The organism is Mucilaginibacter sp. OK268 (assembly GCF_900103125.1).
Classification (GTDB): domain Bacteria; phylum Bacteroidota; class Bacteroidia; order Sphingobacteriales; family Sphingobacteriaceae; genus Mucilaginibacter.
Genome location: NZ_FNJV01000008.1, coordinates 298,809 through 320,363 on the forward strand (window position 1 = coordinate 298,809; position 21,555 = coordinate 320,363).

Here is a 21,555-nt window from a genome sequence, read left to right on the forward strand (position 1 = left end):
GATCAATCTTGTTATTTGTTATTATAAAGTAATGTCTAAACCAGCCATAAATGTGCGGGCCTGAGGGTAAATACCCATATCAATACCACCACTTATTTCAGGGTCATAGCCTTTGTAACCGGTGATGGTTACCAGGTTGTTGCTGCTTAAAAATACCCTAACCTTTTTAACATCTGCAGATTTTAACCAGCTTTGTGGCAGGTTATAACCTAACTGCAAGGTTTTGATACGGAAGTAAGCGCCATTTTGCAGATAAAAGTTTGATGGGTTTTTAAAATTCTGGTTTGGATCAGCATCAGTTAAACGAGGGTAGTTGCTACTTGCATTTTCTGGCGTCCATGCATTTACAGCCGCTATAGGGTAGTTTGCCGAAGCAATATCTAAACGGCGGTAAGCCTGGTAAATTTTATTACCCCAAACACCCTGACCAAATATTTTAATGTCAAAGTTTTTGTAGCTGGCGTTAAAGTTTACACCATAAGTAAAGGTAGGCAGCGGGTTACCCAGGAATTTACGATCTGACGAAGTTATTTTACCATCACCATCTACATCAGCCCATTTAAAATCACCTGGTTTAGCATTAGGCTGTATTAACTGACCATTTTTGGTATAAGCGTTAATTTCTGCCTGTGAGTGGAATACACCTAACTCCTGGAAGCCATAAAATGCCCCCACCGGCTGCCCAACAGCGGTACGGCCAATTTCATAAGTTGAGCTTTGTACACTACCTACAGTAAAGTAGTTGATTTGATTGCCCAGGCTGGTTACTTCGTTGTGGTTATAAGATATGTTACCACCTACGTTATATTTAAAATCACCTACTTTACCGGTATATCCCAGGCTTAACTCCACACCCTTGTTTTCCATATCACCAACGTTGGCAAATGGCTGACCACTAAAACCGGCATAAGTTGGTAACTGCACATTTTGCAGCATACCCTTGGTCAGCTTCCTGTAAACATCAAAGGTTACGCTTAAGTTATTGAACAAGGTAGCATCGAAACCGAGGTCGGCTGTACGGGTTTCTTCCCATTTCAAATCCGGGTTAGCCGGTGCATTAGGACTGTAACCTACAATCAGGTTATCGTTACCAAATACATAATTACGACCACTACCAATAGTTGCAGCATAAGCAAAATCGCCAACGGCCATCTCATTACCTACAATACCGTATGAACCACGCAGTTTAATAAAATCAACAAAGGTATTTTTCGGGAACCAATCTTCGCGGCTGATCACGTAACCAGCTTCGGCTGATGGGAAGGTACCGTAAACATTGTTGCTACCAAACCTTGATGAACCATCGCGGCGGATGATACCCGTGAACAGGTATTTTTGATCATAATCATAAGTAACCCTACCAAAAAACGAAGCCAGTGTATGTGGTTGAGCAATAATACCCGTAGCTATCCTGTTAGCTGCTGGTAAAGCGAACCCGGTTGAAGCGTCGGCAAATGAATTTACCGGCTCACCAATGAAAGTACCACCCAGGCCTGATGACGTGATTTTCTGCGCACTGGTACCCACTAAAGCAGATAAATTGTGCTTACCGAATGAACGGGTATAAGTAGCTGTATTATCCCAGTTCCATGACAGGTTTCTGTCGTTTTCCTGATACTGTGAAGTGTTCGAAAGGTTGCTTGTACTTGAGTTTAGATAATAAAGCGGTGTAAAACCATCTTGCCCATAGTATGATTGTTTAGCACCTATCTGCGTACGGATCTTTAAACCCTCAATAGGTTCAATCTCGGCAAAAGCATTACCCAAAAGATTGGTAGCGTAACTGTAATTACCTACACGGGTTTGAGCATATGCAAAAGGGTTGGTGATCTCCTGCGATACATAGTTGGATATACCATATGGCAATCCCTGTGCATTTCTTACTATGTAATTAGCCTGATCTGTATAAACAGATGCGTTTGGTTGGGCACCAATATCACTTACTGTTACCGGGGTAAGTGGATCGAGGTTTAAAGCAGAGCTAAGCGGACCGCCAAATACACTATTAGTATTACCTACACTTTTATTGCGATTGTAAGAGTATGTAAAGTTTTCACCAATAGTGAACCATTTTTTTACTTTATAAGTAGTATTGGTTGTAAAGTTGAATTTCTTGTAATCAGAAATATCAGGCATTACTATACCTTTTTGATCAAGGTAACCAAAAGAAGTATAGTAAGTAACTTTATCAGTAGCACCGCTGATATTCAGGTTATGATTCTGAATCAAAGCATTGTTACTGAAGATCTCATTTTGCCAGTTGGTACCCGCACCTAATGATCCTGGATTGGTGAATATAGGAGCTTTGCCATCATTAACCTGTGCTTCATTTCTTAAAGTGGCATACTGTGACGCATTGGCCAGTTTAACCTTACTTACCGGCCCCTGAAAACCAACATAGCCGTTATAGCTAATTACAGCATCCCCTTTTTTACCTTTTTTGGTAGTGATGAGGATAACACCATTTGATGAACGTGAACCGTAGATAGCTGCAGACGCATCTTTCAAAACCTCCGTTGATTCAACATCATTAGGGTTCAATAACGATATGTCATCAACAACAACTCCGTCAACAACATATAACGGCTCGCTATTTATTCTTGATGTAACACCCCTTATACGTATTTGCGGAGCAGCGCCAGGCTGTCCGGAGCTTTGTACAACGCTTACCCCACTAACGCGACCTCTTAAAGCATCATCAATACGAGTTACCTGCTGATCTTGTATATCGGCAGCTTTAACACTGCTGATAGCACCTGTAACGGTAGCTTTCTTTTGTGTACCGTAACCTACCACAACAACCTCGTTCAGGTTTTTAACGTTTTCAACCAGGGTTATGGTAATGGTGGTTTGGTTACCAACAGTTATCTCCTGGTTATTATAACCAATATAGGCTACTACCAATACCGATGACGGACCGGCTACATTCAGTTTAAAATTACCGTTCAGATCTGTTGACACACCATTTGTAGTGCCTTTTTCAAGAATGCTGGCTCCAATAATGGGCTCACCACTTTGGTCAACAATTTTACCGGTTATTGGCGTTGTAGCAACATCCGTTTCTGTATTTGCCGGAGTAGTTACAGGAGATGGGGCTGTTTCATCAACGGCGCCGGCTTTACCCAGGATGATCCTGCCATGCAGTACTTCATAGCTTATGCCTTTACTTTTTAATACTTCGTCAAGCACATTTTTAAGCGACTCGTTTTCCATGTTAACAGAAACCTTCTGAGTGCCGTTGATAGCTGTGCTGCTGTATATAAACTTAATATCATCATTCTTTTGCAAATGAGTTAATACATCAACCAGGGTGGTATTATTTAATGATATACTTACCTTTTTATCAAGTATACCCTGGGCACTCAAGGGGTTTGAGTATGCCATACCGGTTAACATGGTTGATATCAGAATTTGAATAAATGTTATCCTCATGATTTGATACCAGGGAATGGGTGTTCGTAAACGAAATTTCATATATTTGTTATGTTTCTTTTTAAAAATGAGACAATTAACGCCCCGCCACCATTAAAAATGGTGTCAATTGATTTGGGCTAATCTGAACTTAGGAGTGGTCGTAACACTTCTAAGTTTTTTTATTTATACCAGTTTTCTTACTGGCTTATAACTGATTTTTAGGCTTTTGTTCTCTCTTTCATTCAATCATGGGTTTGGTTAATAGTTGGTTTATTTAAGTTCGATGGTGTTATTTTTTATTTCGTAATCAATACTTAACGACTTATTAAGAGCCTCCAGAACGTCGGGCAGGTTAAAGCCCGTAAAATCGGCGTTAAGCATATAGTGGTTCAATTTTTCGTTGGCTACAACAATGTGTGTTTTATACCTCGCGTTTAGTACAGGTACAATATCTTTCATCAGTTTATTATCAAATAACAAATCCTCGTGGTTCCATATTTTAAGCGCACTTTCATCAGATTTGGTAACTGGCTTTAGCGTATGATCATATGCAGAGTATATCGCTTTTTGATGAGGATAAAGCATCACATCCCCATTTTCTATATTTAACCGGGTGTTGTTTATATTCTGTTTGGTTTTAATACTCACGGATACTTTACCGGTAACTACAGCCACATCAGCTTCGCTGCTTTGCTCATTGTCACGCACGCGGAAACTTGTCCCCCAAACTTTGGTGATAATAGAATGACTACTGATTATAAAAGGACGTTCTGGATTCTTAGTGACCTCAAAAAAGCATTCGCCCGACATAAAAACCATACGTGACGATGCTGCAAATTCCTTTGGATATTTTAATTGTGCGTTGGGGTTTAACCAAACCGTACTACCATCGGGAAGTTTTGATTTATAAATACGGTGGGAGTTATTAGTGATAGCAACCATTTCCTGCTGGTTACTGGCCAGCATATCTTGGTTACCCGTATTTGTTTGACGGTATAAACCTATCATTATAGCTATCAATAACATGGCAGCCACTGCACCTACCCATAACCAGGTATTACTTCTCTTATTTATTACAAGCGCATCCTGATCATTTACAGCATCTATATTGTTCAGTATACTGTTATATATCTTTTCTTCCAACTCTTTTTGCTGAGCGGCATTCAGGGCCGAAGTATAATTAGCATCATGTTCAAATGACAGGTACCATTGTTTTACCTGGGCAGCCTCATCATCCGTGCATTCGCCATTAATATACCGTTCCAGTAATTCAATAGATAGATGTTCTTTCATGAAAAGAAAAAAATTCGGTTTATACTATGATTGACGTTTGAGAAAGACACATCCCTTAGTCGGTTTGAAACTTTTTTTAAAAAAATTATTTTAGCAGCAAAAACAGCATAAGAGTAAGGTAGTGGGTAAGGGTAAGCCTTATTTGTTTTATAGCTTTGGTAAGATGCTGTTCTACCGTTTTCTCGGATATGCCCAGGTATCTGGCTATTTCTTTATTGCTTTTATGTTCTTTACGGCTCAGCTCAAATACGGAGCGGCATTTATCTGGCAGATGGCTTATTTCTTCATCAATGGTATAAACCAGATCTTTTAACATGATGGAATCTACGGTTGAGTTATCAACCTCGGTATGTACAACTTTAAAAGCTTCTTTATACCTTGAACGCACCAATTCCTTGCGATAAATATCAATAACCTGGTTAGCTATGGCCGAATACAGATATGCACCTATAGTAGTATTGATTTGAAGTACTTGCCTTTTTGTCCAAAGGTTAGTAAAAAGTTCCTGTACAACCTCCTCTGCCAGCTCTCTGTTCTTTAGCCTCTTATATGCCTCGTCAAATAGTTTTTTCCAGTACCGGGAGTATATCTCATGGAATGCACCAAGCCTGTCTTGCTTCAACAATCGTATCAGTTCCTCTTCGGACAGCTCTTCTGTGAAATCAATCATAACCTAGGTAACAGCAGGTTAATAAGACGTAATTAAAATATTAACCAATCGACAAAACTGAAAAAAAATCAACAACCTATCAAGTCTGGATTGTAATAGTTTCGTTGATTTTTTATTTTTCCCCGTAACATTTTAGCTATTAAAAGTTTACAAAGTGTTATTAAAACACTTTGCTGTATAAAAACGGACTTACAACTACATTATTATTTACCTGGTTAAGAATAATCAAAAGCAACAAAATTGCATTTATTAATTATATTTGCTTCAATTTAAACAGACTGAAGAATGAGCGTGACAGCAGCAAAGCCCGTTACCATAATCACCGGCTTTCTCGGCGCCGGTAAAACCACTTTCCTGAACGGGTTGATAGCCTACAAAAACACTGAGAAACTAGCCGTGATTGAAAATGAGTTTGGCCAGGAAGGGATAGATGGGCAATTGGTTATTTGTGCCGATGATAAGCTGTTTGAACTCAGCAATGGCTGCTTGTGCTGCACTTTGAATGAAGACTTTTACTCGCTGCTGGAAGTTTTATGGGAAGGTCGCGAAGAATTTGATGAACTGGTGATAGAAACCACTGGCATAGCTAACCCAGCATCGGTAGCAGCGCCCTTTCTCACTAATGCTAATGTGCCTTATTATTACAAACTCAAACGGGTAATATGCCTGGTAGATGCCCGTAACATTGAACAACAACTACGCGAAACCGACGAAGCACGCAATCAGATCAGCTTTAGTGATATTTTACTCATCACTAAAACAGACATGGTGACCGCTGAACAACTGCCCCATATTGAAAATATTTTGAGAGGTATTAATCCACTGGCTATTGTATTATCTGGTCATCGTGAATGTTATCCTTTTGACGAAATTTATCAGGCAACACGCGAGGCTGTAATTGAAGTTAAATTGCCTAAAGTAGGCAACCGGACCTTTGCACTGCAGCGCCACCAACATGAGGATCTGGTTTCATTAAGTTTTAATTTCAATGAACCATTTGACCTGCAATTGCTATCACACCGCTTAACCGTTTTCCTGAATTTTCAGGCTAAAGATGTTTACCGGGTAAAAGGCATTTTTAATATTCACGATCAACTACAAAAAATCATCATACAATCAGTCATGAACGACCTGGCTGTTGCCGCCGGCGATACCTGGGCAAATGAAGTTGAAAGAAACAGCCGGATTGTATTTATCGGTAAAAACCTGGAGCCTGCCGGCTTTGAAAAAATGTTACGACAATGCTTATACCGACACATTTAAATATACCCGTGTACATTACCTGGAACCCCAATCCCAACATTTTTGACCTTGGCTTTTATGCCCTGCACTGGTATTCCGTTTTGTTTTTAGGCGGCTTTGTACTGGGCTACCTGATCATTAAACAGCGTTTTAAAACTGCTTGTATTAACCCCTACCTGCTTGAACGCCTTACTCTTTATACAGTAGCCGGCAGCTTGATTGGCGCCCGGCTGGGCCATTGCCTGTTTTACGACTGGGAATATTATCATTCGCATATCATAGAAATAATTTTACCTTTTCAGTTTACACCCCATTTTAAGGTCACCGGTTATCAGGGACTGGCCAGTCACGGTGGTGGCATTGGTATATTTATAGCACTTTGGCTTTACCACCGCAAGTACCATAAGGATATAAACCTGCTGTGGGTAATGGATCAACTGGCTTTAGTAGTTCCGCTGGCAGGATGTTGTATCAGGCTGGGCAATCTCATGAACTCCGAAATTATCGGCCGTCCAACGCAAATGAGTTGGGCATTTATTTTTGTCAGGGATGATAGTGTTCCCCGACATCCCGCGCAACTTTATGAAGCTATGGCATATCTTGGTATCTTTATCATTTTGAACTTAGTAACCAGATACAGGCCATCAAAAAATGGTTTTCTGTTGGGTTTATTTCTGACTTTGGTATTTACGGCCAGATTCCTATTAGAAGGTATAAAGGAAGATCAAGTGGCCTTTGAAGCCCATATGTCATTAAATATGGGACAATTATTAAGTATCCCTTTTATTGTGGCGGGCATTATTCTAATGATCCTTAAAAGCAGAAAAGGTACCGTAATACGTGATAAGGTGGAAACGATATAAACAAAACAGGTAGCTTGAATATTCATGCTACCCGTTTTGTTTTGAACAAGCGATTGCTTAATTTTTATGTATATCCAGCTCGCTGATCAGGTTATCGGCATGACCCAATTTATCCATACACCATAACACATAGCGAATATCTACACAAATAGTTCTTTTGTACTTTTTGTCGAAAGCGATATCTCCGCTCATGGCTTCCCAATTACCATCAAACGCCAAACCGATCAATTCACCATTGCCGTTTATAACCGGTGAGCCAGAGTTCCCGCCTGTAATATCATCGTTGGTGATAAAACATACAGGCACAGTCCCATCAACGGCATACTGACCGAAATCTTTTTTCTTGTATGCATCGATCAATGAGGACGGGAGATCAAATTCGCTATCGCCGGGTTTATACTTTTTCATCACCCCATCCAAATTGGTGGTAATATTATACTGCTTACCATCTTTGGAGGCATAATCCTGCACGTTACCATAACTAATACGCATGGTTGAGTTAGCATCGGGATACATCAATCTGCCCTGGTTTTTCTCAAGTAAAGCTTGCAGGTACAGCTTATCCAGCTTTTCTTTTTGCTCTTCAAAATTGCTAACCTTTGAACCAAAAGCATTACGGGCATAAGCCCTGGGGCTCACCTGTCTGGCGTATTGGTATGCTGGGTCGTTACCCAATGTTTCGATAGATGGGTTTTGCATGAAGGCCTTAAATTTATCAGGGTTAATCACGATGCTCTTACTCCAAAGCTCATCAGCGAATTTTGTAAATGAATCTTCAACAGTAGCTCCCTTGTATTTCTTAACAATGTCTTCAATAAATTGCGGGTGCTGATCTTTCGGAACGCCGGCATAATAAGTAGCCATGATCTGCGCGAAGATTTTTTTATCGGCCGTTTCATTATAGTTACTTACATAACCATCATTTACTTCCTTGAGGTCTTTTTTTAGATCTTCAACAGCCTTAGCATCATCCTTACGAGCCTGAAGCCCCCTTAAAATATTATAAGTAACCAGCGTATTATATACAAACCCGGGGGCCAACAAACCCTCTTCTACAAATGTGCGATGAATGGCATAAGGTTCATAGGTAGCATACATTTTCTTATAGTTATCCATTAAACCTGAGTAGGTCGGCTTATCAGCGGCCCATTGTGTGAACTCGGCCTCTTCTTTCAATTTTTGGTCATAAATATTCAGCTGCTTTAACTGTTCGGTTTGACCAATAAAGTATTTCCAATAATTGGCTATCTCGGCATATTTTGATGATAACTTAAGGCGGATATCCACACTCTTATTCATCTCCTCTTTCCAAGCCTTGAGGCGGATATCACGCAATTTTACAATTACCGGATTAGTTTCTTCAGTAGCTAATCTAACACCATTTGATGTCAGGAACCTGTCTGTATGGCCTGGGTATCCATATACCATGGCAAAATCTCCATTTTTAACGCCCTTGATAGATACCGGCAAAAACTTCTTAGGTACCAACGGCACGTTATCAGTTGAGTAAGCGGCCGGTTTACCATCTTTACCGCTGTAGATCCTGAAAATAGAAAAATCACCTGTATGCCTTGGCCATTCCCAGTTATCGGTATCACCTCCGAATTTACCTATTGATGAGGTGGGGCACCAACCAGACGAACATCGCTATAGGTTTCATACAGGTACAAAAAATATTGGTTGCCGTCGAAAAAATCTTTGATAGCCCCCTCATAACCACTGTTCCTGGTGGCATCAACTATAAGCTGATTTTTAACCTCTTCCAGTTTTTCTCCACGGTTGGATTCTGTAGCACCTTGCAAAGCGGCAGTTACCTGCGGGGTTACATCTTCCATTCGCACCAAAAACTGTACAAATAATCCAGGTATAGGCTTCTCTTCGGCATAGCTTTTAGCATAAAAGCCATTGTCCAGAATATCATTCTGTGATGTTGAATTGGCTGATATAGCCTCGTAACCGCAGTGGTGATTAGTAAAAACCAGTCCTTTGTTGGATACTACTTCACCTGTACAGAAACCCCCACCTAATGAAACGATGGCATCCTTTATACTGGCTTTATTAATGTTGTACAGATCTTCTGGGGTTAGTTTAAAACCCTGCTTCTTCATCTGATCATAATTTTTACCTATCAGCATAGGAATCCACATCCCCTCATCAGCTTTAGCTGCCTCCATAAAAACAATTGGAAGCAACAATGTCACAATCATTAATTTAAGTTTACTCATACTATTGGTTTAATATTTAAATGTAGTTATTGTCTATCAAATCCTTATTAATAAATGCGCTTGCTGCTGTCCCCAATGCAACCGACATGGATACCGCGCGCATAGGGGTAGTGCTATCGCCAGCGGCATAAACTCCGGGTATATTGGTGCGACCAAAACCATCTACATTAATATAACCCGCATCCGTAAGGTCGCATCCGAGCTTCCCGGGCAGGTCGCAGTGCTGTATAAAGGCCGGGCGATTATATAAAGCATTTATCAGATAAATCCTGTCATTTTCCAGTGATATGCCTTTGATATAACCATTTTCATGTACTATTTCCCTCACCTTGCTTTCCTCAATATTAATATTGCGCGACTGCAATGTTTTCATCTGTTCTACACTTAATGTTGATGCTCCATTGGTAAACAGTGTAAGATCTTTTGTCCAGTTGTTGATAAGCTTAGCATACTCATAACCTCCGTCTCCATTTCCTAAAATACCGGTAGGTTGCTGCCGAACTTCATAGCCATGACAATAAGGACAATGTATTACAGAAATGCCCCAACATTCAGCAAAGCCAGGTATATCTGGCAAAATATCTTTTATGCCGGTAGCAAAAAGCACTTTCTTTGCAATATACTTTTTGCCGGATAGCGTTTGTATGCGAAAACCATCTTCTTTTGCTATAGCATTTGTAACGGTATCTGCAATTAGCTTGACTGTGTTATACATCGAGAGTTGTTCAAGAGCTATTTGAGTAATAGCTGCCGGTGTTTCGCCATCACGGGTCAAGAAGTTATGCGAATGCGGGGTTTGCCGGTTACAAGGCTTACCAGAATCAATCACCAAAACCTTGCGCAACGCCCGCCCTAAAGAAGTGGCCGCAGACAGTCCCGCGTAACTGCCACCAATAATTATCACTTCAAAATCTGTTTCGAAACTATTCATCACTTCATTTTATTATTTCGGTTGAAAGTAATAAAGAATAAATACAAATGCAACTTTATTGCATTTGATGAATAATTATGATAAAACAATGAATCACAGGCGAATAATCTGCCAGATTTCTAACCTACATTTTTCTTACATATCAGGGAATGAGTACCAATGTTACCTGGCTTATTTTTCTTGAGTATCCTGAATATAGGCCTGCTTCCAGTAAGCTTCGATATTTTCTAATGAACGGCCCTTGGTTTCAGGAATGAGCTTAAAAGTAAGCCACAACGCAGGTGAGCAGCAGAGTGCGAATAGCCAAAACGTCCATGAGGATCCCAGGCCTTCCAGCATAATGGGTGTTAGTTGCCCTACTAAAAAGTTACCTACCCACAATGATAGTGTAGCCAAAGCCATAGCCTTTCCCCTGATAGCATTAGGAAATATTTCACCTACAACCACCCAGCAAACCGGCCCGAAAGAGAATGCGAAACAGGATATAAATGTTATTATAAAGATCAATATCCATGGCCCGGTAGTTATTCCGAGTGCGAACAAGGCCCCGATAATGAGCAATGAAATAACCGCGCCCCCAATACCAACAAACAGTAAAGGTCTGCGCCCCCATATATCTATGGTAAAAATGGCTACAAAAGTAAATACCACGTTAACCAGTCCTATGGTTACCTGCCCGCCAAGCGCATTGTTAAGCGTGAAACCAGCCTGCTCCAAAATTCTGGGGCCATAATAAATAACCGCATTAATACCACACACTTGTGACAGGAAGGGCAACAATAAGCCTATCCATAAAGCCTTACGATAAACCGGGGTGAATAGTTCTTTAATAGAACCTTCATTATTATCGCTATCTAGTGTTTTAAAGGCATCTATTTCTTTCTGTGCAGCTTCCGCACCATCAATTTTAATCAGGATAGCTTTTGCTTTTTGCTCCTGGCTTTTTAACAATAACCACCGTGGTGATTCAGGGACTAAAAACAGGCAGATCAAAAATATACCAGCGGGTAATGCCCCCAAACCCAGCATACCACGCCAAACCTCGGTCGAAAATATTTTGTTTATATCAGCATTATTAAATACACCTGATGTATGGCTTGCCAAATAAGCGTTTGAAAAATAAGCCAGCACAATACCAATGGTTAAGGCGAGTTGATATAATGATACCATCATTCCACGGAAGCGCGATGGTGAGAATTCAGAAATATATAGGGGCGATACCATAGAAGCTACGCCAATACCCAAACCGCCTATTAACCTGAATATAATTAAAGTAGTAAATGAATTTGAGAACATGCAGCCCAAAGCCGATGCCAGAAAAAGCACTGCCGAAATGATCAGCACAATCTTACGGCCATATTTATCGCTCAATTTGCCAGAAAGGCTAACACCTATGATACAACCTAATAATGCACAACTTACAAACCAGCCTTCGCTAACAGCATTTAAATTAAAATCGTGTTTAACCAGGCTTACCGTCCCTGAAATTACAGCGGTGTCAAAACCAAATAAAAATCCGCCGAGAGCGGCCACAAGACATACGAGATACAAGTAAGTGCTATTTTGTTTTACTGTCATGTGGCTAATGCTTATTTTAAAAAGGCTTTGATCACTTTTGCCCGGCTTTTACCCAGGTTAGTTAATGTATAGGATTGTGCCGCTGCCGGTACCACAAAAGTTTCGGCGTAGGCAAAAGTTTGTTCGGTTCCATTGGCTGTTTTTATAGCAATGGCCGATCCTTCAACCAACATCATTACGTGGCATTGGTTATGGATTTCAACAGTGATCTCTTTGTCAAATTCCATCCGGTGAACATCATAAAAATGCTCCTGGTGTGTGGGTACATGCACCAGTTGCCAGTCTTCTCCCTGCTGGATAACCTCTTGTTTAGAAATAAGCTCCGCCTGGACTTTTTCACCTTTACGATCAAAATTAAGGTTATTAAAGGCGTGATCAATGTTAATGGGGCGGGGGTTACCATCAAGGTCAAGCCTTAGCCAATCGTACATCTTAAAGGTGAAAATATAAGGTGTGGCGCTGATCTCAAGCACCAGGTTATTGGCCCCTGCGCTATGCACGGTACCGTTTGGGATCAGGAACAGGTCGTGTTTTTTAGCCGCATGCGCCTGAACATAATTCGTGATTTCTACTTCCTTATTTTCACGCTGACTGGTTTCTAATACCGATCTGAACTTTTCGGGTTGAATGTTGTCTTGAAAACCAAGGTAAACCTCAGCCTCGTCCTTACAATCCAGTATATAATAGGTTTCGTCCTGGGTTATGGTCTCACCAAAATTATCCTGTATATATTTTAGTGAAGGATGGCACTGGATAGACAAGTTACCACCGTCATAAGTATCCAGAAAATCAAAACGAATGGGAAACTCGTCGCCAAATTTTTGTGCGTGAACACCCAGCACCTCTTGTTGGTTATTAAACATCAGGAAATCAAAAGATACCTCGAGCAAGTAACCGTCGCTTTCAAACACCAATCCATTTTCCGGCACAATCAGCTCAAAAGACCAGGCATAGTTAACCACATCCTTATTGATATTTTTGATATGCTCACGTATCCAATGACCACCCCATGCTCCCGGTTCAAACCAGGGCCTAACCCTGATCACCGACTGGCTAAGCTGGTTCAGACCATCTGTAAGATCGGCTTTGTACATCCAGTTAATATCATTTGCCCACTGCCCATCAGCTATAACGGCTATTTTATCAAGTATTTGTTTTTTATAATTATTGAGTAAAACCCAGTCGACAAAGTAAAAACGTTTGTACATGTAAAATGGTTCATTAGCCCCATTGGCACCCAGGTTGGTTATAACTCCTGCTCTCATTCGAAACTGCAATTCATTTTTTGGCAGATCGATATAAATTACCGGGGCATCCCAACCACTCAACGCCGCTCCAGGCCCCATCACTATGTTAAGATCTGCGGCTTCATTTGGTAATTGCTCTGTTAACTTATCCAGCTCATACAAATCGTGAAGAGACAAGGTACATTTAGTTCCCCAAACAGCATCCGGAGCCCCTAAGAATGGTTCGATCAATGTCTCAACTACTTGTGCAGGTTTTAAATATGCTGTAGTTTCTATCCAATTAACCGTTAATCCATCCGCTATAAAATATTCGTTTAACGATGTCTTTATTATATCCCATAAAACTCCTGCATAACCATCAATGATCACTCTTTTTTTTCTGATGATGTATTGTGCCAATGAATGATAGCCGTTAAAAATTTTCCCTCCTCCCAGTGAACGAACTGGGTAAACATTATATTCATCCTGTGTAATATTGTTGTTATTTAATCTTACAGGCATTAAAAATTGCGAAGTTCTTCGAATCTGCTCGTAGGTGATTTTGTGTAAGGCTGGGGTATTTGAAGGGCTTGGATTAGTATTCATTTATTTGTAATAATGTACATACATATTAATTTATGCCTGTAAAAATCCTTGGAGGATTTTTTCCTATAAGTAAACATCCATAATCCGTCGACTTATTATTTATTATGTACAAACATATAAATAAATTCATCGTACAAGTAATTTCTAATTAATTTATTTTTGTACTTAAAATATATGGTTGCCAAATACTAAAAACTGTTTCAGCACGTCTTTATGTAGCAACAAATAAACTTGTTGAATAAAATGGTTATTATTGTAATTTACACTAATAAATGAAATACGCTATAGATCATAAAAGTCCTATTCCTTTACACGTACAGGCCGAAGCCCTTTTAAGAACGTTGATAGCAGAAGAAGAGTACCAGGAAGGTAAACTTTTGCCCAATGAGGTCGACCTTGCCAAAAAACTAGCCATATCACGTACAACTTTAAGACAAGCAATTAACAAACTGGTTTTTGAAGGATTACTGGTGCGCAAAAAAAGGTTCGGTACCAAAGTTGCCCAGGCTGCAGTTAGCTCAAAGTCAAACAACTGGTTAAGCTTTTCGCAGGAAATGGCGTTAAGAGGTATCCCGATCAAGAACTTTGAACTGCACGTTACCTGGGTATTCCCGGATGAGGCTCTTGCAAAATTCTTTGAAATAAAAACCGACCGCAAAATATTAAAAATGGAACGGGTAAGAGGCCGTACCGATGAGCCATTTGTTTATTTTGCTTCCTATTTTCATCCCCGTGTTGGCCTTACAGGCGATGAAGATTTTAAGAGACCATTATACGAAATGTTGGAGCAGGATCATTCCGTTATCGCCACCTTATCAAAAGAAGAGATCAGTGCAAAATCAGCCAATACCTCTATTGCCGAGAAATTGCGGATAGCCGTTGGCAGTCCGGTACTATTCAGAAAAAGATTTGTTTTTGACCAGGGTGAACGGCCAATTGAATACAATTTAGGATATTATAAAGCAGATAGCTTTGTGTATACTGTAGAGAGTACCCGGTAAATACCCAACCTATCATTATATTTAATTTGATGCCTGACTCATCAAATTAAATTTTCACATCATTCCTTCCTTTATTTTTTATAACCTGCTGCATCTGGCGAATAGCTGGTTACACTATTACTTTATACTAAGTACGTGGCCTCTTAGGATTAAACGCTACTAAATAGGTTAGTTCCTCATTCAAACCATTACGCGTTCCTTCTTTGCGGTCTTCCTGGTGGCTTGGCTGATCAAGCCTTGATTTAATTGTATGAAAAACCTGTAATAATATTTCCGGGAATATTCTGGCTGCGATGGTTGGATAGTAATCCTTTTGAATTTTTATTCGTTCGGTATCGGTCGCCATACTTAATTCCCAGTTATCTTCTCCTTTAAAACCATGTTCTTTGGCTGTATTCAACAAATCGAACATGTACATACGGGTTTGCTTTTCTATTGCTTGCTTGTCAACTATCATTATTTCTTTGCTTTAATGTTTACAACAGCAACGACAATTCATGATACAATAACATTGTTTTTAAACAAGGTAAACAAATGCTTTGCTCATTTTGGCGGTGATGCTGGTATTGTTTTATTAGCTAAAACTTAATTATCACCGTGTCAGAAAATGGCAATGCCTAAGAATTTATTTAGTGGTATGAAAGGAATTGCTTAAAGATAAGCATATTTTATGGCATCAGCGGTTTTAATTTAGCTGGTGCCCTAAAAACAAAATGCGCTCCGGGTTTTACCCCGGAACACACTTGTTTTCCAAAAACTATAACCGCTTATAGTGGAAATCTTTAACCGACCTAATTAATATAACTGCGGCGGCACCAACTAAATGGTTTTACAGGTGTAAAATTAACACGTATTCCGTCATAATTAGTATATTTTTAAAAAATTACTTCTTACGTTATTAACGAATCAGTATCTTTTGGTTTGTTGGGATTCAGCTGAGCAAAGAAACTATACCGAAGATCTTCGGTTATTTGTTCGCTTGTTTTGATAAGCATAATTCCGGATTTTTGCGCTTGTTTCATACCATGCCCAGAAACAGGAAAGAAAGAAACCCGAAAAACCGTCTTTGTAGCCCCTTGCAGCGATAAAACTGTTACGGAATGATCGGAAAGGCTGCAATGCTATTTCACGAGGCGTGCTCCGGATTCCGTTTTTAAAGCGGGCTTCCCCTTCGTTACGCAGATACCTGGAATGTTTCTCAAAAAGTTTCCTGAAACCTATCATCCAGTAATGATGAATAAAATTTTTGCCCTTAAAAACAATATCGTAGGTGGTATATCCCTCTTTTATTTTTCGACCCAGGTGAATAAGCTCCCGGAATTCAAAGCGATTATGATTTACCAATAATATTCTCCGGTTTATGCCGCCCCAGTTAGTACCGTAAAGCCTTTTCCCTTTAAAATAAAAGATCCAGGGTGAGCTAATCGCTCCAATATTTTCAAGTGGTACTCCGCCATTAAAAATATGATGAATTTCGGCGACCAACTCTTCGCTCAGTACCTCATCCGGATCAGTGATCAACACCCATTCATGTTTTGTTGATTTGGAATATTTGGCATGTATCCACTCGCAACTGTCAACCCGGGCATGATCAATTACTTTCGCGCCGAATCGCAAGGCTATTTCTTTAGAATCATCCGCAGAGCCCAGGTCAAAGTATAAGATCTCATCACAGAACGACAATGGTTTTAAGGCCTGCTCCAATAACCGGGCTTCATTGTACCCTACAATAATGGCGGAAACAGGTAGTTTATTAATCATAGTTGAACCAGTGATAGCGAACTAAAGTAAATAATTTTATACATTAGTTCGCTATTAAATCTATGTCAGATAAGCCTTTCTTTTCCATTATAATACCGGTTTTTAATAGTGCAGCCACACTATCAAATGCTTTAGGCAGCATTCTGAGTCAAACATTTACTAACTACGAGGTAATTATAATCGATGGTTTGTCCACAGACAATACTATGTCCATCATCAATAGCCATGTCAAAGATTTACCGCTTAAATATTTAACCGAGCCAGATAAAGGCATTTATGACGCCATGAACAAAGGGATAAAACTAGCTGAAGGTGGTTGGTTATATTTTATGGGTGGTGATGATATATTGTATGATACAAGGGTATTATCGACTATACACCTAGAGTTAAGTAACAAGCCATGCCACCTGATATATGGTAATGTTATTGGTCAGTTATCAAACACAAAATATGCTTACGATACAGTGGACAAAGTTTTAACAGAAGGCCTGCATCACCAAAGCGCGTTTTATAAAAGAGATCTTTTTGACGAGTTAGGTACCTACAATAACTCCTTTAAAATAGCAGCCGATTATCATTTCACCTTAAAAGTATTTGTCAGCAAATTATACAAAACACAATATGCAAATATCGATACCTGCATCTATGGCGAAAGTGGTTTTAGTTCTCATAACTATGATTACAGGTTTTATAGCTATCACTACAGGTTCTTGTCAAAAAACAATGCAGTAAAACAAACCGGGGTATTTCAAAAGTGCCTGGACGATTCTGTGTACTGCTGTTTATATTTGGCGATGAACAAAACAGACCTATTATTTGCCTGGCAAAACCTGCTGTTTTACCTGTTTCAAAAAAACGCATTTACTTTTAAATACAGAATAAAAAAAGGCCTCCAAATGCTCCGTTGGAGCATACTTAGCAGCAAGTAAAATTCAGGTCCTTTTTAGATCCCAGCCCTTCCTTTCCTCAAAAAGCCAAAATCATAACATTAAAGGATAGTTTCGGTCAATTTTATTGAACCTTGTTTAAATATCTTTGTTAAAAATATTCGCGGCTAAGGCTGCTTGTATGATCATCTATTATAAACATCTGTCATGGCTAACCCATTTAAAGAAACCAGTGTCGACGAAATAAACCAGGTAATGCAGCGCTCATACGCCGCGTTCGGGATCTATCGAAAAAAGAGCATCGAAGAAAAAAGTACCTTCCTGGATACCATAGCCCAGGAGATAGAAGCGTTGGGCGATGCCCTGCTGCAAAAAGCATCCGAAGAAACTAACCTGCCCATTGGCCGCCTAACCGGCGAACGTGCCCGCACTACCGGACAGCTGCGCATGTTTGCTACCATGCTGCGCGAAGGTAGTTGGGTAGAAGCCACTATTGATACCGCACAACCCGAACGCACACCCATGCCCAAACCCGATCTGCGTAAAATGCTGATCCCCCTGGGCCCGGTAGTAGTTTTCGGGGCGAGTAATTTTCCCTTCGCTTACTCTACTGCCGGCGGCGATACCGCCAGTGCACTGGCCGCGGGCTGCCCGGTAGTTGTAAAAGCCCATCCGGCCCATGCCGAAACTTCGGAAATGGTGTATGAGGCTATAAAAAAAGCCATAGCCATCTGCAATATGCCTGTTGATGTTTTTCAGCATGTACACGGCACTTCGTTTGAAAGCGGCAAAGCGTTGGTACAAGCTGAGCATACCGCGGCGGTAGGCTTTACCGGCTCAACCGCGGGCGGTAAAGCACTGTTTGATTATTCGGCGCAAAGAGCAAACCCGATACCGGTATTTTCTGAAATGGGCAGCATCAACCCGGTGATATTTTTACCGGATACCCTGCAAAAAAACACCGCCGAATTGGCCGCACAATACACAGGTTCTATTACCTTAGGTATGGGGCAATTCTGCACTAATCCAGGCTTAATGCTCGCGGTAGAAAGTCCGGCCCTGCATGATTTCCTGGAACATTTAAGCACCGGCATTAAGGCAGTACAGCCCGCCAAAATGCTGCACGCCGGTATCCATTCAGCTTATCAGAAAAAAAGTAACGCCGCACTTAAACAGGATGGCGTAGCCCTGGTTGAACAAGCCCAAGCTACAGCACACGATATAGAAGCATTGCCCATCATCGCCCAGGTAAGCGGCGAAACATTTTTGCAGAACCCACTACTGCACGAGGAAGTTTTTGGCCCTTACTCGCTCATGGTAAGCTGCCGCGATGAGCAAGAACTGATAGCGGTTTTAAAATCAGTATCTGGCCAGCTCAGCACCACCATAATGGGTACAGAAAAAGACCTGATCGACCATCCAGAGCTGATAGATCTGCTGCCATCTATCGCCGGCAGGATATTGTTTAACGGTGTACCTACCGGGGTGGAGGTTTGTGCCAGCATGGTACATGGCGGTCCTTCGCCAGCCACTACCGATAGCCGCTTTACAGCTGTGGGTATTAATGCGGTAAAACGCTGGGTTCGCCCGGTATGTTATCAAAACTGGCCCGATAGTCAGTTGCCGCCGGCCCTGCAGAATGCCAACTCACTCGGCATTTGGCGGATGGTTGATAATGAGTGGAAAAAGTAACCCCCCTGAGGGGGCGAAAAAGTGGGTTTACATGGTTTACACTTTTCATGGCTAACACGCATCTATACAATTGATAACCAACTACATAGATTCATTTATGCAAGAAAAACTGGGCTTACATGTAAACCATGGAGATGTGGGTTTACAACATTTGTGGATTGGAGTCGGCCGACTGTGGTGATACTCTTCTTTTTAAAACTATGTCATTGCGAGCGATAGCGTGGCAATCTCCTCGCAATGACATAGTGGAATTATTTACGCCATTTCCTTTATAAAAATTTCCTTGATGCTTTCTATCTCTTTGGCGTAGATGGTTTTCTTGCGCATGGAAAAATACAGAGTATTCTCTACCTTTTTCCGGCCTTCCCATATTAGTTTTACATCACCGTTTTCTATCTCCCGCTTGCATAAAAAATCAGGGATCACCGCCAGGCCTGTACCACTGCTCAGGCACCGTACTATCGAATTTAAATTCGGCACAATAAAATTGGGCTTAAAGTTAGGCCGCCTGTTAAAGTTGTTGTACCAAAAACGCAGCCAATGCTCCATATCGCCCGTAGTACCATACCAGCGCTGCGCGCTAAGCCATTGTTCTAAACCAGCCATATCGTCCTGTGCCAACAGTTTATCAAATTCGGCACAGTCAATATTTTTCCCGGCAACCAGTACAATGGTCTCTTTGGAAAAAGGGATGTATTCGATGCTTTTATTACTGCCTTTTTCCGGGGTAATGATGAGGTCGAGGATACCATTGTCCAGGTCGGCCAGCATCTGCGGGTATTCGCCAAACTTAATGATCACGTTAAAGGGCAGCGTAGCCAGGTAAGGCTCCAGCGTGATCTGGAACGTTTCAAAACACATGCCTATGCTAATGGTGGGCGTATCCTTTTCGGTACTGCGGTGGAAATGCTTTTCGGCCAATTCCAGCTTTTGCAGTGCTTCCTGGATATAGTTATACAGGATCTTGCCCCGCTCGGTCGAAACCATTTTTCGCGAGGTACGGTCGAACAGTTTATAACCTACATAAGCCTCTAACGAACCCAGGTGCAAACTCACGCCAGGCTGCGATACATACAGCGCTTCGGCCGCGCCGGTAAGGGTTCCGGTTTCGTATATCGCTTTAAAAGTCCTGTACCACTCTAAATTTACCATGATCCTACTATTATAATTATGATACAAATGTATGATTTAAATTATTTTAATAGTAGATAAATCCGACATAATTTTGTGCCATCAAAATTAAATACAACAATATGAAAAAAATATTTGTAATAAACGGAGGACAAAAATTTGGTCATTCCGGAGGTCAATTCAACAAAACCATCAGCGATGCCAGCGTCGAATTTTTCAGCAATCAACCTGGTTATGAGGTAAAATATACCGATGTTAACGATGATTATGATCCGGCCGAAGAAGTTGAAAAATATGTTTGGGCCGATGTGGTGATCTATCACACCCCTATCTGGTGGTTCCAGGTGCCGCATGCGCTAAAACAATATATCGACCTGGTGTTTACCGAAGGTCATGCCAAAGGTATTTACCATAGTGATGGCCGCAGTTCAGAAAACCCGGCTATTAATTATGGCACAGGCGGCATGCTGCATGGCAGGGAGTACATGATCACTTCATCATGGAACGCCCCGCGCGAAGCTTTTACCCTGCCTAATGAATTCTTTAACGAAACCAGTGTAGACGACGGCGTACTGTTCGGTTTTCACCGCATGAACGCCTTTACCGGGATGACGCCTTTAAAAAGTCTGCATTTTCACGATGTAGAGAAAAATGCCGACGTACAGCGCGACCTGGCCATCTATATTGATCATCTTACCGAAAATTTCATCACTACCCAAAAAATACAAGAACATGAGCATTTACTTAACTGCAATAGTTAAAAGCATACCCGGCGAGGCCGAAACTTTAAAAGCACATTTACTGGAATTGGTAAGCCATTCCACCAAGGAAACCGCTTGTCTGCAGTATGATCTGCACCAGGCCGAAGATGAGAATACGTTCATCTTTCACGAAGAATGGAGCGATGCCGCCGGACTGGAATTACATAACAACCAACTGCACATCCAGCGCTTTATTAGCAACACCGCCCATCTGCGCGATGGCGATATTTTGATTTACAAAACCCAGCCGGTAAAATAAGCCCGGCAACACAAC

General features: G+C 40.9%; 16 protein-coding genes and 1 pseudogene. 7 read left to right on the plus strand and 10 right to left on the minus strand.

Annotated elements, in window-relative coordinates; translation table 11 throughout:
- Positions 1-21: 21 nt before the first annotated feature.
- The 3 genes from BLR84_RS23045 to BLR84_RS23055 form a co-directional block, all read right to left on the minus strand.
- Positions 22-3,432 (minus strand): TonB-dependent receptor, encoded by a 3,411-nt coding sequence (locus BLR84_RS23045; RefSeq protein WP_218128456.1) that lies wholly within the window; start codon positions 3,430-3,432, stop codon positions 22-24.
- 252 nt (positions 3,433-3,684) lie between these two features.
- On the minus strand, positions 3,685-4,707 hold the full coding sequence (locus BLR84_RS23050; RefSeq protein WP_090472610.1) for a FecR family protein: 1,023 nt from the start codon (positions 4,705-4,707) through the stop codon (positions 3,685-3,687).
- A gap of 85 nt (positions 4,708-4,792) precedes the next feature.
- Positions 4,793-5,377, minus strand: coding sequence for an RNA polymerase sigma factor (locus tag BLR84_RS23055; protein WP_090472611.1), 585 nt, complete (start codon positions 5,375-5,377; stop codon positions 4,793-4,795).
- 285 nt (positions 5,378-5,662) lie between these two features.
- Between BLR84_RS23055 and BLR84_RS23060 the strand changes: the two genes are divergently transcribed.
- Both BLR84_RS23060 and lgt read left to right on the plus strand, forming a co-directional pair.
- Positions 5,663-6,640 carry a CobW family GTP-binding protein gene (locus tag BLR84_RS23060; protein ID WP_090472612.1) on the plus strand — a complete coding sequence of 326 codons (978 nt, stop codon included), beginning with the start codon at positions 5,663-5,665 and terminating at the stop codon, positions 6,638-6,640.
- Complete coding sequence (gene lgt / locus BLR84_RS23065) at positions 6,619-7,482, plus strand: prolipoprotein diacylglyceryl transferase (protein WP_090472613.1); 864 nt, start codon at positions 6,619-6,621, stop codon at positions 7,480-7,482. Before BLR84_RS23060 ends, lgt begins: the two co-directional genes overlap by 22 nt.
- A 57-nt stretch (positions 7,483-7,539) precedes the next feature.
- On the opposite strand, the pseudogene BLR84_RS23070 reads toward lgt, so the two are convergent.
- The 4 genes and pseudogenes from BLR84_RS23070 to BLR84_RS23085 all read right to left on the minus strand — a co-directional run bounded on the left by BLR84_RS23070 (position 7,540) and on the right by BLR84_RS23085 (position 13,964).
- Positions 7,540-9,707: pseudogene (locus BLR84_RS23070) on the minus strand (S46 family peptidase).
- A gap of 16 nt (positions 9,708-9,723) precedes the next feature.
- On the minus strand, positions 9,724-10,638 hold the full coding sequence (locus BLR84_RS23075; RefSeq protein WP_090472614.1) for an NAD(P)/FAD-dependent oxidoreductase: 915 nt from the start codon (positions 10,636-10,638) through the stop codon (positions 9,724-9,726).
- A gap of 171 nt (positions 10,639-10,809) precedes the next feature.
- Complete coding sequence (locus BLR84_RS23080; RefSeq protein WP_090472615.1) at positions 10,810-12,216, minus strand: sugar porter family MFS transporter; 1,407 nt, start codon at positions 12,214-12,216, stop codon at positions 10,810-10,812.
- 11 nt (positions 12,217-12,227) lie between these two features.
- Entirely contained in the window at positions 12,228-13,964 is a 1,737-nt protein-coding gene (locus BLR84_RS23085) for a class I mannose-6-phosphate isomerase (protein ID WP_255367025.1), read from the minus strand.
- Positions 13,965-14,320: 356 nt separating this feature from the next.
- On the opposite strand from BLR84_RS23085, the gene BLR84_RS23090 reads away from it, so the two are divergent.
- Positions 14,321-15,049 carry a GntR family transcriptional regulator gene (locus BLR84_RS23090; RefSeq protein WP_090472617.1) on the plus strand — a complete coding sequence of 243 codons (729 nt, stop codon included), beginning with the start codon at positions 14,321-14,323 and terminating at the stop codon, positions 15,047-15,049.
- A gap of 127 nt (positions 15,050-15,176) precedes the next feature.
- On the opposite strand, the gene BLR84_RS23095 is transcribed toward BLR84_RS23090, so the two are convergent.
- Positions 15,177-15,506 (minus strand): hypothetical protein, encoded by a 330-nt coding sequence (locus BLR84_RS23095; protein ID WP_090472618.1) that lies wholly within the window; start codon positions 15,504-15,506, stop codon positions 15,177-15,179.
- Between the two features lie 491 nt (positions 15,507-15,997).
- Positions 15,998-16,810 (minus strand): glycosyltransferase family protein, encoded by an 813-nt coding sequence (locus BLR84_RS23100; RefSeq protein WP_090472619.1) that lies wholly within the window; start codon positions 16,808-16,810, stop codon positions 15,998-16,000.
- 62 nt (positions 16,811-16,872) lie between these two features.
- Between BLR84_RS23100 and BLR84_RS23105 the strand changes: the two genes are divergently transcribed.
- Together BLR84_RS23105 and BLR84_RS23110 are read left to right on the plus strand one after the other, a co-directional pair.
- Positions 16,873-17,739 (plus strand): glycosyltransferase family 2 protein, encoded by an 867-nt coding sequence (locus BLR84_RS23105; protein WP_090472620.1) that lies wholly within the window; start codon positions 16,873-16,875, stop codon positions 17,737-17,739.
- 165 nt (positions 17,740-17,904) lie between these two features.
- Positions 17,905-19,389 carry an aldehyde dehydrogenase (NADP(+)) gene (locus tag BLR84_RS23110; RefSeq protein ID WP_090472621.1) on the plus strand — a complete coding sequence of 495 codons (1,485 nt, stop codon included), beginning with the start codon at positions 17,905-17,907 and terminating at the stop codon, positions 19,387-19,389.
- Between the two features lie 255 nt (positions 19,390-19,644).
- Here the strand turns inward: BLR84_RS23110 and BLR84_RS23115 are convergent, their stop codons facing one another.
- Positions 19,645-20,541: a LysR family transcriptional regulator gene (locus BLR84_RS23115; RefSeq protein WP_090472622.1), complete on the minus strand. Its 897-nt coding sequence runs from the start codon at positions 20,539-20,541 to the stop codon at positions 19,645-19,647.
- A gap of 101 nt (positions 20,542-20,642) precedes the next feature.
- Here BLR84_RS23115 and BLR84_RS23120 point away from each other — a divergent pair, with 101 nt between their 5' ends.
- Both BLR84_RS23120 and BLR84_RS23125 read left to right on the plus strand, forming a co-directional pair.
- The gene (locus BLR84_RS23120) at positions 20,643-21,281 is read left to right on the plus strand and encodes an NAD(P)H-dependent oxidoreductase (RefSeq protein WP_090472623.1); all 639 of its coding nucleotides are present in this window, start codon (positions 20,643-20,645) and stop codon (positions 21,279-21,281) included.
- The gene (locus BLR84_RS23125; protein ID WP_176852136.1) at positions 21,253-21,540 is read left to right on the plus strand and encodes a putative quinol monooxygenase; all 288 of its coding nucleotides are present in this window, start codon (positions 21,253-21,255) and stop codon (positions 21,538-21,540) included. Before BLR84_RS23120 ends, BLR84_RS23125 begins: the two co-directional genes overlap by 29 nt.
- Positions 21,541-21,555: the final 15 nt, after the last annotated feature.